Source organism: Sphingomonas natans, from assembly GCF_030546695.1.
GTDB classification, from domain to species: domain Bacteria; phylum Pseudomonadota; class Alphaproteobacteria; order Sphingomonadales; family Sphingomonadaceae; genus Sphingomonas_I; species Sphingomonas_I natans.
In genome coordinates, this window is sequence record NZ_JAUOTP010000009.1 from 72,468 (window position 1) to 85,869 (window position 13,402).

The window sequence follows — 13,402 nt, forward strand, 5'->3', positions numbered from 1 at the left end:
CCATGGCGACCACCGTACCGCAAATGGCGGCTCCTCGGCACCGCCCGACCCCCACGCGACCGCCACAGCGTCGGTCGTCGACCACGTCTCACGACTTGGCAATTGCGCATCCCTTCGGACGTACGACGTCGACCAAGCTCCATCGCCGCTCCGATGGGAACACGTCCGCCCGTGAAACTCCGTCGTCGTTGGTACGCGATGTGCTCGGCACGCCCGGGCAGGCGCTGGGCGAAGCGACCCGCGCTTTTTTCGAACCGCGGTTCGGCCAAGACTTGGGCGAGGTGCGGATCCACACGGACAATATGGCATTTGAGTCGGCACGCGCGGTCAATGCGCTCGCCTATACGGTCGGCAACGACATCGTGTTCGGTCAGGCGCAATACTCGCCAAATACCATGGCCGGTCAGCGGCTGCTCGCGCACGAGCTCGCCCATACGGTGCAGCAACGGGGCGCAGCCATGCCGGCGACCGGCGATCTCGCCATTGCGGCTCCCGACGACGTCCATGAACGGCAGGCGGAGCAGGTCGCTGATATCGTGATGGCCGCCAATGACGGCGAGGCCACGGAGCTTCCTATGGCGGCGCTGGAAACAAGCCCGCTGCAGGTTGCGCGGGTCCAGCGTGTCGTCTCGTTCACAACGACGCCCGGCACCTTCAATACGAATGCCATGGTCGTGAATGAGGATGCTGCAGGCTTCGTCCTGGGTTCACCCGCACCGACGTTTCAGTGGACGCCCAACGCGACGATACATGGCGCTCCCACCGACGTATTCTCGGATTGGGAGGTCGCGCATCATCAGGTCGGAAAGGTGTTCCAATATGATATCTTCTGGGGCACCGGAGCCAACCGGACGCACCGCCGGCTGAGGATCAATGGCGGCCTGCCAATGCGCGACGCGACGGCGGCTGCGAATACTTGGTACCACGATCCCTTTGCCCAAGGCTTTGCCGCCAATGGCGATGTTGGGTCGCCGGTGATCAGGGACACCCCGTCCTCCGGACGAATTCCATGGACGAACCCGGTTGCCGGGCGAGTCGGGACGCGAGGCTGGTTCAGCTTCTCCGTCGGCTTTGTGTCGACGCTGAGCGCCAGCCATATCCCTGACGGGACAAATGAGGCTGCGTTCCGCCACCTCAACCATGTCCACTGGAATTCGTCGGTAACCGGCACGTTCGACACGACAGCTGCTGTGGGCGGCCGTGTCACATTGAACGGGGGAGCAGTAAATCGCAGCCGCTCCATCCCGGGCTTCGATGTGGACAACCGCCCGATGCACGGCGGCGCAATCATAAACAACAGCTTCCAGACAACCGATACCTGAGGCTCGCTGTTCGTTGAATATCCTACCGGTCTTTGACGATCCGAAACTTGATGCGGCGCCGCGCATCGTCGTGGTCGAGGACGATGACGGCGGGACGCTCGCGCTCTTCCGCGACGCCGCCGCAAACTCTGCGCCATGCCGTACCGGACGACCGACCACGGCGATCATCCGCACGGACAGCCTCAACAGCCTAGACCAGGTCGCCGTTGCGACCGTGGAGCGGCTGCCAGGCCTTACACGCATCGCACTGGACATCCGGCGGCATGTCGGCCCGATCGCCGCAAACGTCCCGTGGTTTGCATTGATCCGCATCCCGATCGGCCTACCGTCGACCGGCCTCAACGAGATTGTGCTAAGCGAGATCGTGACCGAAATCGGGGACAAAGCGGGCGCGCAATCGCCGACAACATGCGAGCAACACCTGAGCTTCCACTGCGATTGAGCAACAGCGCTACGCGTCCGACATACCCCCTTCGCCCTGATATTCCCGCCGGTTGATTCCATGTTTCTGCAGCAATCGTGCCAGCGTCCGGCGCTCCTTGTGCGCGACCCGACTGGCGGCCGAGATGTTGCCTCGGGTCATCGCCATCAGCCGGCTCAAATAGTCATGCTCGAAATCGGCGATTGCGCGCACCTTGGCGGCGGCGAACACGTCGCAGCCGTTCGCTACCGTGCGCAGCCGCGCCGGTGCTGCAGTGGGTTCCAGCTCGAGCTCCGCGCAGCCGATCTCTGGTCCTGGTGAGAGCACGAATGCGCGATGCAGCCGATTCTCCAGTTCACGTACATTGCCGGGCCAGTCATGCGCTTCGAGCGTGTCCAGCGCCTGCGGGTCCAGCCGCTTAGCGCCGCCGTATCGTTGCTGGAGCCGTTGTAGGAAATGATCCGCCAGCAGGGGCACGTCGTCCCGCCGTTCGCGCAGCGGCGGAAGGTGGAGCATCAGCACGCCAAGTCGATAGAACAGATCCTCGCGGAAGCTGCGATCTTTCACCTTGGTAGCGAGGCGCGCGTTGCTCGCGGCGACGATGCGCACGTCGCCGATCTTCACCACGCCGCCGCCCAGCGGGCGATATTCTTGGTCCTGCAGGAAGCGCAGCAATACTGCCTGCGCTGGCAACGGCAACATGTCGACCTCGTCGAACAAGATGGTCCCGCCGCCAGCCTGCTCCACCAATCCCGCTTGACGCACCTCCGCGCCGGTGAAGGCGCCGCGGTGGTGCCCGAAAAGCTCGTTGACGATAAGCTGCTCGGGCAGGGCCGCGCAATTGATCGGCACGAACGGCTCGCCGCGCCGGCGCGACTGATAGTGCAGTGCTCGCGCGGCCAGCTCCTTGCCGGTGCCGGTTTCCCCGTCAATGAGTACCGGGGCGTCGCAGGTACTGAACGCCTCAAGCTTGGCGAGAACGGCGCGGATCGCGTCACTTGCGCCGACCAGCCCGGACCTCGCCCCGGCGGTTACGGTCTTCAGAGCAGCCACGTCGCTTCCCTCATCCCCAATCAAGCGCGATACCCCAGCCCGAACAGGCCGCTGGCCGCTTTGCGCACGCGAGCGGCGAGAGAATCGGCGACGCTGAACGTCGACGGGGCTACGCACACAATCAATCCGTCTTAACAAGAATGCGTGCCCGCCGCTACACGCAGCTTGGCAATCAGAACTGAAGAACCGCGACATTTGGTGCGCTGGCGTCGGAAGTTCGTTGCTTGGTGGTAATGACGACTGCCTATTAGCTGTTGTTCGACAGATGCGCGTCCAACCCGGACCAAGTTAGCCGCGTTACGATTTCCTGGCGGGCAAGAGTCCCTGTAATGCTTGATGTTTCGAAGCTCGCGCAATCCGGATGGCGCGCCAAGGCACTGGCCCGGATCATAACGAAACGATATTCGTTGAAGCTGTGCGCATCCCGGCGTCCGACCGCGGAGCGCCGGAGATGGAAATGGACGGATCTACATATCGCATCGCCCGCGGTCTGGATGGGCAGTGGCTCATCAGCGTGCATGGCGCGATTATGCGGTTCAGCAACGTCGATGACGCAATCCGTTGCGCGTCGCTGGCAGCGAAAACCGAACTTCTATGCGGCAAGCGACCTGTTCTCGCCATCCAGCAAAACGACGGCACATTTCGCACAGAATCGCCGGCCTAGATTTTGACTGTCGTGCAGTCCGGGCCCCCGGCCTTACGCATAAGCGGTGATCGAAACTATTTGGCGGCCGCTATACCGCGACCTTTTATCTGACACCGCTGCTTATCTGACGTTGCCGCGGGCCATCACGTTTCAGTGATCCTGGATTGCGGGTGATCGGCAGGACTGCAATTATGCTACTAGCTCGCGGCTTTGAGGCAAGGCAAGGAGTATATCGATCAAGGCATTCGAGGGCGGCGCCAATACGCAGAGTATGGCGCCGCGCGCGGCCGATGCAGGAGCGCATACGTTGTTATGTTCCACGATTTAGCCTCACCGACATAGACATAAAACTCGATTGCCTATTCAACGCAGAATTTACGTACTCAATGGTTTCCGTATCAGGCTCGAACCGGCGTCCCTCTGTCGCGATCTCACTAGAAGACGATTTGGTCTTGTAAAATAATCTAACCGAGTAAGGGCGTGTGCCGAACAGTATCCGCCTTCTCGGAACAGAAGCCATTCGGAACGCGATGTCTCTTCGCAGATTCTCGCCACCCTTGATTAGGTCCGGCGCCGAATCCGCGTATAAATCCGTTCCTCCTCCGGAATAGGTATAATAGCGGTACGCCGGCAGTTCATATGTCTGCTTAGTCTCGATATCCGTTATCACCGCTCGTGCATCCAATATCACGCCGGATTTTGCGCTTTTGTTCCACATTAAGACGGGTAGCAAGATCCCTGGACGACCAGAGCGTCATAACGCAATGGCGGCCGTATTTCCGAGTTGAACGTCTAGGTTTGCCGGGCTAAAAGACGCAAACCAAGTATTAAAGATCGTTCCCACCAAGGCGAGCGAAGATACAATTGCGGAGTAGATAGCCACGTTAGATGGCTTTTTGTCGATATTTATTCCTGGCACTGAAGCCGAAGTGGTGGGATTATCCTTTGAAGCGCCAGCGTCTGTCATGGCAAACTCCCTGTGCAGCATAACTATAAAATCAAAGGGGGCCTTCGATAGCAGTTTGAGAATTATGTAAATTCAGCGCGTTTCGAGGGCAACGGCAACACCGGACGTCTGTGTAAACACGGTGTGGCGTGCGGATGCTGGCCACTCACGGTTCTTCTCAACAGCGTTGGGCCGGACGAATGACAGGCGACGCGGCGCTGTCGCCGGGCGAGTCTGCGAGCCGAATGGGGTGGTCTTCCATGCTGAAGGCGAAAGCCCAGCGCGCCCTAGGCCGCGCGAGGCACGGACTGTCCAACCGCATCTCGGCGAAACTATAGTCTGAGATGCGGCCGCTTCCGTGTCACTTTCAGTCTACTTCCTTATGGTGAGGCGATGGCGGCGATTAGAGCAAACCACTCTGCAATCCCACTGTTGACTCGCCAACTGAGCCTGCTTGAGGTAAAACCTGATTACGCCTTTTGGGGCATTGGGGCAAAGGTTTTGGAACCGCTATAGGCTGACGAAAAGGGGACGTTTCATGGCTGACGAGGTGCGCGATCAATCCGAAACCCTGCTGGCTCGGATCGGGAACACGCTCGACCAGCTTTTGACACTTGAGGTCTCCACGGTAATAGCGCCAATGACTGTCGGGGTCGACGGAAATGAATGGTCGATCGACCCGAAGACGGGGGAAGCCGCCGAAGCCGTCAGCACAGTTATCCGGCTTGACCAGGGCGACATTCGCAACGCGCTCTCGGCAGGCGCTATCGACAATGAGAAGCTGATGAAGCTTCACAATGATCAGGTGACTCTAAGCCGGCAAATTGTGGCCGACAATCTGAAGGCCGTGATCGACCTGGCGCGCAGCCTGGCTCGGTGATGCCTCATGCCCGACTTCGGCCCCCTCGCGCGCAACCTCCTCACGTTGGAGATCAACACCGTCGAAAAGGACGGGATGTCGGGCCAGAAAATGCCCTCCGGGCCACAGGCGTTAGTGGAAACGGCTGAAACGTACTGGGATTTTCTGTGCCGTGAGGTCAACAGGTTCGGCACGCAGGGAGAGCCGCTGGAGCCGTGGCTGCGCGTGATCTCCATGTCGTTCGACTGGGGCGCGGAGCCATTCCCGCCACCGACAGACGATTCCTCTCAGGCGACCGAGGCGCGCGCCGAACTCGCAACGCGAAGCGGCAAGCCGCTTGAGCAACGGGATGGTAAACGCGTGTGGAAAGACGGTTTTTTGCGGGATGCGCCTGACACCGTAACAGCAGCGGTGCTCGACGACTTACGCCAGATCGCATTCTGGTCGGTCGAGATGCGGTCCCGAATTCTCAACCTCGCCGACACCCGGAGCGACCTGTTCAGTCATTTGCAGGGGCGCGTCCACCAGCTCCTTCCTGATGCAAGCTGGGGCGGAACCATCCGTGGCATTGCCCGCGGATTTCGTCCGCAGGACCGGGCAATTTTTCATCGCATCCGCCGCAACTGCGACCAGTTGAAGGCAATATTCGACGGCGGTCCGGCGGAAATCACCCGTCACAGTCCTGATGAAGTTGTGAGATCGGCGGAGCTCGTGCCGCTGCGAAAGGCTTGGGACATCGGCACCGAGGTCATCCTGATGCAAACGGTAATCCAGATTGACGGTGACGTGGTCAGCCGCTTCCAATCCGGCCTGGAGGGCGGCGAGCGCGCGCAACTCCAGACGCTGCACGCAAGCGCCGTCGACATCTCGTTCAAATATTGGGGCTGGCTTGTAGATGCGCTTAGCAAAATCGCGGGCCAAGCCGTCTCCTCATTGTTGCGGTCGACATGACCGCGTCGGCCCCGGCAGTGTCATTCGGCGAGATAATCGCCTTTTGGCGAATGGGAGGGATGCGCTTGGTCGAGCCGCTCGCCACGCGGGGAAAGACGGCGCGAGGCTTGGCGATCCTCGTCCAACCGGATGGCGACATGGTGCTGAGCGTCCCCAGCGACTTCGGGGCGGATGACGGCGATCTGGCAGCTGGCAGGGCGCTGATCTGCCGCGCAGGCGAGTCCGTACGCCGGATCGGGGCCGATGGTTATGGCAGGCTTTCCTGCCGCGTTGCGAGGCTAATCGACCTTGGCTTGGGCGGCCTGGTCGTTGCGGGATGGACGGCAGGGGGACTGCACGCCGCGCCGCTTGCCTGGAGCGCGGCGGCCACCGTCATCGCCGGCGGCGGCCGCTGGGTCGTGCGCAGGAGCCTTCCGCCCTTCGCCGAGCGCGTGGCGGTGAGCGTGGTTCGCAGTCGCATAGGCTGGAGTCGTCAACGGGCAGGAGGTGAAGATGAGCAGTAAGATCAAGGCAATTCAGCAGGCGCTGAAGGACAAAGGCTTCGATCCGGGCGATGTCGATGGCGACTGGGGCCGTAAGACGATTGCCGCGCTGCGCGCTTTCCAAAAAGCGAACGGGCTGGAGGTGGACGGCGTCTTCGGCCCGAAATCTTCGGCCGCTTTGCTGGGCGGCGGCGGGAGCCTGGATGGCGCAGCGCCGCTCCTCGTTTGGTTTGAGGAGGCGCGTCGACAGTTCGGCACTAAGGAAACGCCAGGTTCGTTCAGCAATCCCGAAATTCTCGAATGGGCGGAGGATCTTGACGTCGCCTATGGCAATGACGCGATCCCTTGGTGTGGCTTGTTCGTCGCCCATTGCATCGGATCGACGCTGACGAGCGAGCCGCTGCCGAACAACCCACTCGGAGCGCGCAACTGGGCCAAATTTGGGTCTTCGACGCAGCCCCGACTTGGCGCTGTCATGGTGTTCTGGCGTGGCAGCAAAGACGGTTTTCAGGGGCATGTTGCCTTTTACGCAGGCGAGGACGGTAAGGCCTATCACGTGCTGGGCGGCAACCAGTCGGACAGCGTCAGCATTGCCCGAATTGCAAAGGATCGGCTGCTCGCAGCCCGCTGGCCGAGCAGCGCCGCCACGCTTGACAGCGTTCCTATCGAACTCACCGCAGGCCAATCCGCGCTGTCCGACAATGAGGCGTGAGATGATGGCCGCGGCGATGTGGGCTGCTTTGGTCGCGCCGGCCAACCCGGCGAACGGCGGAGTGCCGGTGCGCGTGGGTGGCACGGGTCACGAGGATGCATGTGGCAGCCTGGTCCAGGTCGGCAACCTCGGCTCGCGGAGCTTCCTGGCTGTGCGCGACGGCCCCGGCACACGCTTCCGCATGCTCGACCAGCTTCGCATCGGACGCCCGTTGACCGTCTGTGAAGAGCGCGGACAGTGGCTCGGCGTCATCTATGGTGACGGAAATGCGGACTGTGCCGTTTACACTCCACGCCCGCGGCGCACCGCTTATCCCGGCCCCTGCCGCAGCGGCTGGGTGCACGGCCGCTATGTCAAGCTAGTGGCCGGTTAGGAGGCTGCTTTGCCGAGAAAGTATCGCACCGCCACTCTCCTCGTACCGTTGTTTGCCGCCTCATGCGCGACACTGCCGGACACGAGTGGCTACACGTCTGCCACTATAGGGGTGCGGCAAGCTGCGGCTGCGGCTGGCGAGCTGGCTCAAGCGCAGATTGATACAGCGGCTGACACCTTCCGCGACGCCGAGTCGCAACGTTCCGTCCGCGAGAGCGGCGAGGCTTTTGGCGGGGCTTGGGCTACCATGCTCCGTTCGATGGACGCGGCAGTAGCCTATGCTGAGTCGCTTGAGGCGATCACGCATGCGGGAAACAGCGGTGCTGGCAGTGCGCGCGCGGTGGCAGACAGTGTCTCTACGCTGGCCACGACGCTCGGCGTAACAATCGGTCCGGTGGCCGGAGCGATCACGGATACGGCGACTTTTCTCAATACCCAGATTGCCAATATCCGCGCATCCCGTTCGCTGGCAAGATCGCTCGACGCAGCCGACCCGGCGATCGTCCGGCTCCAGACGATCATGTCCGGTCAGATCGCGGCGGCTCGCCTGACTTATACGCGAGCGTTCAACGCTGAGCGGCGGACGATCGAGGCCGATACGGGCTTGGGCTTTTACTTCCTCCAGGACGTGGCAATGGAAAGGGAGGAAAAGAACCAACAGGCACTGCTGGACGACGCGGTCCTGACGCCCGAACGCAGCGCCCGTATCGCACCCGTCAAGGCGCGCCTCGCTGCTATTCGCGCGGCGCGCGCGGGTCTAACCAACGGGCTTGCCCGCTACCAGGCCGCAACCGATAACCTTGCCGCCCGGCGAAAGGCTGGACTGATGGTTTTCGCAGCGGCGGACGACGCAGTCGCCGCTTGGAGCGCCGCCCATATTCGCCTCTCGGCCGGCGTGCGAAATCGACGGCCCATCACGTTCGCTGCGCTGGACGCGGCTGCCGACAATTTGAGGCAGGTACTCCAAACATGGAGGTCGTTGTGAGCGAGATCCGGGGTTTCGAGGCCTGTCGTGCGCGGCTGGCGGAGCTGCTCGCCCAGGCCGACGCTGTGCGGGCAAAGAAAGATGGCGATCAGGCAGACAAGCTCGCGGATGCACTGTCGTCATTTGTGAGCGAAAGCCGGCCTGATGATCCGGGCGATATGGCCGAGCTTGCAGCGATTGCGAAGCTCGATCTTCTTGCCGAAAAAACTCAGGAAGAGATGGCCGCAATCGCGATCGGCCAAGCCGTCAATAGGGTGACGGACCATTCAACAGAACTCGAGGCTATCGGCGAGACGCTTGACCAACAAGCGTTCGGAAATGCAAAAGTCGCACGCCGCGTGCGGCTTGCGCCGGTCAGAGACCTCATTGATCGCATGACCGAGACCGTCGCCGCCGCAAAAGTCGCTGCCAGATCGCTGGACGCGGGCAATCCGGACGAAGCTGCTATCCAGCGGGACATTTTGGCACTTGCCGAGCGCGTCCAGGCTCTCGTCGGGGCCGCCGGTGAAGCGGTCGGCCAACGTGCGGGGTGAGGTTCAGCAATGGATCTTCTGGTTTTGACGATGATTGCGATCGGGGAGGTACTGCAGCTTTACGTCCATACTCACGATTGTCCATCGTTGGCCCGCGGCGTGATGCCGAGCGAGTATCATCGGTGCCAGAAGCGGCGGACCGCCGGAGAATGCTCAAAGGCGGCGCTGATGGTCTCCGTCTGAACAGGTCGAGTCTGTTGTTCGTCAGCGCTCCACAGCTTGGCGCTTTTCCGCGGTGACGGTGGAGCAATGAAGCGCATCGTTCGCATCAACCATCTTCAAAGGTTAGACTTCCCTCGCCAGCGGTTCGATGCCACTCGCTCAGTATCTGGCCCTGCGCCGACTTATTCTTTCCCGTCCGGACCCGGATCGCCCCGACAAAACGGATCGATCCGACGAACAGGAACCCTCCGCCTTCGGCGAGGAGCAGGCAGTCCTTGAAGGCGCAGCGAGTAAAGACGCCGTCTTTCAAGTCGATGGTGCCACCCTCAAACACAGTTTCGATAGCCTGCACGCGCCACCCCAATGCGAGTTCGCAGCAATGGCCGCTCATATCGCACTGGTCTACGTCCGACAGTCGGCAATGGTTGCGACGTCAAACGCCAGAGCGGCCAGACCATGCGACGGATATCGGTCAATTAATACGTATTTGGCGTGCCCTGAGTGGACAGGCGGATCTAGGCGCCTCGCAACAGACCTACCTGACGGTACAGGCCCCAGCCCTTTCGCGGCCCGCCATGATCATGATTTGGTCAGTCTGCGGCCGAACAGCGATGTGCCATCGAACGATCGCAATCTGTCGGACAGCTGCCTCTCGTGATTCCGCGCGGAAGCCCATGTTGCCGATCTGCCTGCTCCGCGCGCGGAGCTGAACTAAAGCGCAGAATATAACGGGTCTGACGTCGTCGCTCGGGCTTACGGGGCTGACCGAAAAAATCGCTGCTGTGACGTTCAAATGGTTGCAACAATTGGCCCTACGCCCCTTAAACAACGGCCTTCAGGCATCCTCTGCCAGCTTTTTTCGGGATCGCCTTCGAGGCTGCCCTTTTTTCGTGCCGGCGATAATGGCGTATTGCACGTACGAGGATCAGATCAGCCTTTTTTGTACCCGAGACGTTCGGCGGGGGTGCAGGCCAGCCATAGGGCGGAGAGCGCGCCGCATCCGGTGTGAAGGCGTGCCGGCCGAACCAAGATTTCCTATGATGGTGCTGATCGGTTGAGTTACGCCCTTGGAGCGTATTGCGACGTGACTGACAGATTTGATAATTGCTTCTGGGTCCATCCCCAAGGGCCTGGGCCTGCAAGGGCTCGTCGCCGGATGGCGGGTTCGACGGCACCCCCCGAAACGCCGTCCGGCGACAACACCGCCGAGTGAGCGCGTGATCTTAATTTGCTGTGTTCACTTGCGCTTATGGCGGCCGATCGTTGCAACGCTTGACCGATGCAAAAGCGGGCAAGCTCCTCGGCCTCGATTGAGGTACTCTGTACGAGCGCCTTGCCGCTCGACAGTCGGCACTGATATTTATCTTTCGGGCCGCTTCCAACGGCCTGGGCATGCCATGGCCCGCCGCCGGGCGGCCGCGCTCAGATCGTCGCTGATTGGGTGGCGTACACCCGGCGGCAAACCTGCTTGGTACGGACGCTGTCAGCGCACACCAGCATGTCACCGCGAGAGACCTATCTCGGCCGACGATAGAGCGCGCGGACAATTGCGGAAACCGCGCTCGCGCGGCGGGCGTGATAGGCGTCTACCGCTTTACCGAGGGCCTTCCTATCGCCTGCGTCGAGCATTGCCTCCAGGCGATCCAGCTCCTCGCCAACCCCCCGCACTATCTGAGCCTCCACTCGTCGGGAGGACTCGAGCCGGTCGCTCGTTCTCGAAAGCTGATGCCAATGCTCGATATTGGGTGAGCCGTGCGCGATCCGACTGAATAAGCGCGAGGCGCGATCAGTGGGGCCATTCGAGCTTGCAGAGCGCGCGTCTGTCTCGTGCTCCGACTTCCACGCGCGAATGATCAGCCGCAACAGCTGACCATTCCAAACGTAGAGGTCACGCAAATCTGCCTCGCTGACGTGAGGTATGTGGAAGCCGTCGCTGGTTCGCGCCTCGACCAGTCCTTGACCCACTAGGACATGCAACGCGTCGCGGACCGGAGTCACGCTGGTGTTCAGTTCGTCGGCAAACCAAGCGGGGTCAAGCCGCGCGCCAGGCCGGAAAGTCCCCGCTAGCACGTCACGCCGGATTGCTTCGAGCACCCGTTCGGACGTGGGTCCGGCATTCATCGCCGCGCACCATCGTCTCTGCCATGGTGGTCGGTCAGCTGCGTCCGATCGGGGCGGAGCGTGGCGGTCGCCTCGATTGAGGATAGCCCGCTATCGTCTTGCAATAGGCTGGGCAGCCATCGCCTTTGGTAGGTGCCGGGCCCCGACCGATAGCCGGCAAGCCGCGCAAGTTCGGGCGCGAACCGGTCGGCGATTGCGGGCGAACCGGCGATGCGGCGATCTTCATAAAGCGGAAGCCAGTCGACGCAGTAGCTGACAAGCATAGCGCGATCCACTTGGTCGCCGCGATTATCGCTTAAGGCGTGCAGCGTCGACCCAAGAAAGATCAGAGCATCGCCCGGTTCAAGTTCGGCAATGTTTGGAACGCGCTCCTCGTCTAGGCGGGCGGAGTGCAGCCCATGCGAGCGCGGATAGATCGCGGCTGCGCCGTTTTCAGCGCTGTAGGGGGTAGAGGGCCACATGACGGTGACGAGATATTCGGTCAGGCCGATCGTGCCCTGCTCCATATCCTGATCGCGATGTGGGAGCTGCGATGGGGCACCGGGGTGAAGCGCGCTTGCCTCCGTCAAATTGAGCCGCAGCTCGTTTCCGCAAGGAGCGGGAACCCGCGCGGTGATAGCGAGAACGAGCGAGTGAAGCAGGGATGGAGCTATCTCGTCCGACCATGTGAGGAGTCGCCCGAAGCATTTGATCCGACGGCCGTACGAGCGCCCCTGACAAAAAAGCATGGTCGCGAACGCTTCGGCGAACCTCGTGTCCCAGGCAGAAACCTGCGTCGGCGCCGCGGCGCCCTTCGACACGCAAAAGCCTTCGGCGAGAAGAATGTCGCACGAGGACGTGGCCTGGCAAACGAGGCGATCAGGCAACATATGCGGTGACGCCGATCAGATAAGTCGTGCGATCATCGTCGGCTTGATCCCGCTGAAATGTTTGCGCCATTCCTTCCTCGTCCCGCCGCGTAAATTCGCCGGAGGATCGCCGGGATCGCGCTGGCGAGCCATCCCCAGGATTGGGGATTTCACCACTTCAAAAGATCGCGAAAGGTGATCGTCCCATCGAAGAGGGTGCGGACGATCAGCGATGTCCTTTTGTGTACGCGATAGCGCCGACGAGCATTCTTGACGTGGCAGACTACCGTCTCCGCGCTGATCCCCAAGATTGTGGCAATCTCCCAATCACTCTTGTCGCGACCGACCCAGATGACGCAGTCCCGTTCCCGATCGGTCAGACGCGCATCTCCCACGACAAGTGGCGCCCCGTGCCACAAACGTCGCGCAGCCTCAAAAGCGAACGCGCCGGCAAGCTGCGCGACCGGTCGTACGCCAGGTGTCGAGATGGGGCTTTGCCCGGTGAACGAGCAGGACCCGCAAATTTCGCCGGGCACGTTCGCGGGCACGGTGAAACCACTGACGATCCCATGATCAGCGGCGGCCGCAAGAAAGCGCCGTTCGCGCTGTGTGAGCTCGATCAGCTGACGAACCTCCTCCCAGGTGAAGCCGACACTAGTCTGGCGGCTGGCGCGATGAATGGGGTGGATGCCGCCGAGTTGCTCCGCCTTGAACCGCCGTGCCAAGTTTTCGGGATAAGAATGCAATCGGATCGGGCTTGGCCGCGCGCGCAGATTGGCATGCTCCGCCACTTCATAATGGTCGAACCCCAACAGGTTCGTGACATGATCGAGCGCCGATGCCAGCTCGTCGATCGTACCAAACGCGCGCATTTGGCGCACGAATTCGTCCAGGCAGGCAAGCACGCTCATCGGCCGGCATCGCGCAGCTGGGCGGTGTCTCAAGCCACCGGTAATCCCTATGCGCCCTTCCTTAAGCTTCGGCCCGCC

Annotated in this window: 16 protein-coding genes; 10 read left to right on the forward strand and 6 right to left on the reverse strand. The window is 61.6% G+C overall.

Going from position 1 to position 13,402, the window contains the following annotated elements; translation table 11 throughout:
• The first annotated feature begins 2 nt into the window (after positions 1-2).
• Both Q4F19_RS17260 and Q4F19_RS17265 read left to right on the forward strand, forming a co-directional pair.
• Positions 3-1,322: an eCIS core domain-containing protein gene (locus Q4F19_RS17260; RefSeq protein WP_303545175.1), complete on the forward strand. Its 1,320-nt coding sequence runs from the start codon at positions 3-5 to the stop codon at positions 1,320-1,322.
• A 70-nt stretch (positions 1,323-1,392) separates the two neighbouring features.
• Entirely contained in the window at positions 1,393-1,764 is a 372-nt protein-coding gene (locus Q4F19_RS17265) for a hypothetical protein (RefSeq protein ID WP_303545177.1), read from the forward strand.
• 9 nt (positions 1,765-1,773) lie between these two features.
• On the opposite strand, the gene Q4F19_RS17270 is transcribed toward Q4F19_RS17265, so the two are convergent.
• On the reverse strand, positions 1,774-2,796 hold the full coding sequence (locus Q4F19_RS17270) for a sigma-54 interaction domain-containing protein (protein ID WP_303545179.1): 1,023 nt from the start codon (positions 2,794-2,796) through the stop codon (positions 1,774-1,776).
• Positions 2,797-3,157: 361 nt separating this feature from the next.
• On the opposite strand from Q4F19_RS17270, the gene Q4F19_RS17275 reads away from it, so the two are divergent.
• Positions 3,158-3,460: a hypothetical protein gene (locus Q4F19_RS17275; RefSeq protein ID WP_303545182.1), complete on the forward strand. Its 303-nt coding sequence runs from the start codon at positions 3,158-3,160 to the stop codon at positions 3,458-3,460.
• Positions 3,461-4,196: 736 nt separating this feature from the next.
• Here Q4F19_RS17275 and Q4F19_RS17280 read toward each other — a convergent pair.
• The gene (locus tag Q4F19_RS17280) at positions 4,197-4,409 is read right to left on the reverse strand and encodes a hypothetical protein (RefSeq protein WP_303545185.1); all 213 of its coding nucleotides are present in this window, start codon (positions 4,407-4,409) and stop codon (positions 4,197-4,199) included.
• 517 nt (positions 4,410-4,926) lie between these two features.
• On the opposite strand from Q4F19_RS17280, the gene Q4F19_RS17285 reads away from it, so the two are divergent.
• The 7 genes from Q4F19_RS17285 (at position 4,927) to Q4F19_RS17315 (ending at position 9,282) form a co-directional block, all read left to right on the forward strand.
• A complete protein-coding gene (locus Q4F19_RS17285; RefSeq protein WP_303545188.1) occupies positions 4,927-5,268 on the forward strand; it encodes a hypothetical protein in 342 nt (113 codons plus the stop codon).
• Between the two features lie 6 nt (positions 5,269-5,274).
• Complete coding sequence (locus Q4F19_RS17290; protein WP_303545191.1) at positions 5,275-6,198, forward strand: hypothetical protein; 924 nt, start codon at positions 5,275-5,277, stop codon at positions 6,196-6,198.
• A gap of 107 nt (positions 6,199-6,305) precedes the next feature.
• Positions 6,306-6,701 carry a hypothetical protein gene (locus Q4F19_RS17295; RefSeq protein WP_303545194.1) on the forward strand — a complete coding sequence of 132 codons (396 nt, stop codon included), beginning with the start codon at positions 6,306-6,308 and terminating at the stop codon, positions 6,699-6,701.
• On the forward strand, positions 6,691-7,392 hold the full coding sequence (locus Q4F19_RS17300; RefSeq protein ID WP_303545197.1) for an NlpC/P60 family protein: 702 nt from the start codon (positions 6,691-6,693) through the stop codon (positions 7,390-7,392). Before Q4F19_RS17295 ends, Q4F19_RS17300 begins: the two co-directional genes overlap by 11 nt.
• Before the next feature lies 1 nt (position 7,393).
• A complete protein-coding gene (locus Q4F19_RS17305) occupies positions 7,394-7,765 on the forward strand; it encodes an SH3 domain-containing protein (protein WP_303545199.1) in 372 nt (123 codons plus the stop codon).
• A gap of 9 nt (positions 7,766-7,774) precedes the next feature.
• Complete coding sequence (locus tag Q4F19_RS17310; RefSeq protein WP_303545202.1) at positions 7,775-8,749, forward strand: hypothetical protein; 975 nt, start codon at positions 7,775-7,777, stop codon at positions 8,747-8,749.
• Positions 8,746-9,282, forward strand: a complete 537-nt coding sequence (locus Q4F19_RS17315) for a hypothetical protein (protein ID WP_303545205.1) — start codon at positions 8,746-8,748, stop codon at positions 9,280-9,282. Before Q4F19_RS17310 ends, Q4F19_RS17315 begins: the two co-directional genes overlap by 4 nt.
• Positions 9,283-9,550: 268 nt before the next feature.
• Here Q4F19_RS17315 and Q4F19_RS17320 read toward each other — a convergent pair whose 3' ends face one another.
• The 4 genes from Q4F19_RS17320 to Q4F19_RS17335 all read right to left on the reverse strand — a co-directional run bounded on the left by Q4F19_RS17320 (position 9,551) and on the right by Q4F19_RS17335 (position 13,324).
• Positions 9,551-9,796 carry a hypothetical protein gene (locus Q4F19_RS17320; protein ID WP_303545208.1) on the reverse strand — a complete coding sequence of 82 codons (246 nt, stop codon included), beginning with the start codon at positions 9,794-9,796 and terminating at the stop codon, positions 9,551-9,553.
• 1,163 nt (positions 9,797-10,959) lie between these two features.
• Positions 10,960-11,565 (reverse strand): GntR family transcriptional regulator, encoded by a 606-nt coding sequence (locus Q4F19_RS17325; protein WP_303545211.1) that lies wholly within the window; start codon positions 11,563-11,565, stop codon positions 10,960-10,962.
• Complete coding sequence (locus tag Q4F19_RS17330; RefSeq protein WP_303545214.1) at positions 11,562-12,365, reverse strand: phytanoyl-CoA dioxygenase family protein; 804 nt, start codon at positions 12,363-12,365, stop codon at positions 11,562-11,564. Before Q4F19_RS17330 ends, Q4F19_RS17325 begins: the two co-directional genes overlap by 4 nt.
• A gap of 218 nt (positions 12,366-12,583) precedes the next feature.
• Positions 12,584-13,324, reverse strand: coding sequence for a helix-turn-helix transcriptional regulator (locus Q4F19_RS17335; protein ID WP_303545218.1), 741 nt, complete (start codon positions 13,322-13,324; stop codon positions 12,584-12,586).
• Between the last annotated feature and the right edge of the window lie 78 nt (positions 13,325-13,402).

What these genes read in the sequence shown, in the direction of transcription:
- Q4F19_RS17260 (WP_303545175.1), top strand. Translation starts at nt 3, where the DNA reads ATGGCGACCACCGTACCGCAAATGGCGGCTCCTCGGCACCGCCCGACC.
- Q4F19_RS17275 (WP_303545182.1), top strand. Translation starts at nt 3,158, where the DNA reads ATGGCGCGCCAAGGCACTGGCCCGGATCATAACGAAACGATATTCGTT.
- Q4F19_RS17280 (WP_303545185.1), bottom strand. Translation starts at nt 4,409, where the DNA reads ATGACAGACGCTGGCGCTTCAAAGGATAATCCCACCACTTCGGCTTCA.
- Q4F19_RS17285 (WP_303545188.1), top strand. Translation starts at nt 4,927, where the DNA reads ATGGCTGACGAGGTGCGCGATCAATCCGAAACCCTGCTGGCTCGGATC.
- Q4F19_RS17290 (WP_303545191.1), top strand. Translation starts at nt 5,275, where the DNA reads ATGCCCGACTTCGGCCCCCTCGCGCGCAACCTCCTCACGTTGGAGATC.
- Q4F19_RS17300 (WP_303545197.1), top strand. Translation starts at nt 6,691, where the DNA reads ATGAGCAGTAAGATCAAGGCAATTCAGCAGGCGCTGAAGGACAAAGGC.
- Q4F19_RS17305 (WP_303545199.1), top strand. Translation starts at nt 7,394, where the DNA reads ATGATGGCCGCGGCGATGTGGGCTGCTTTGGTCGCGCCGGCCAACCCG.
- Q4F19_RS17325 (WP_303545211.1), bottom strand. Translation starts at nt 11,565, where the DNA reads ATGAATGCCGGACCCACGTCCGAACGGGTGCTCGAAGCAATCCGGCGT.
- Q4F19_RS17335 (WP_303545218.1), bottom strand. Translation starts at nt 13,324, where the DNA reads ATGAGCGTGCTTGCCTGCCTGGACGAATTCGTGCGCCAAATGCGCGCG.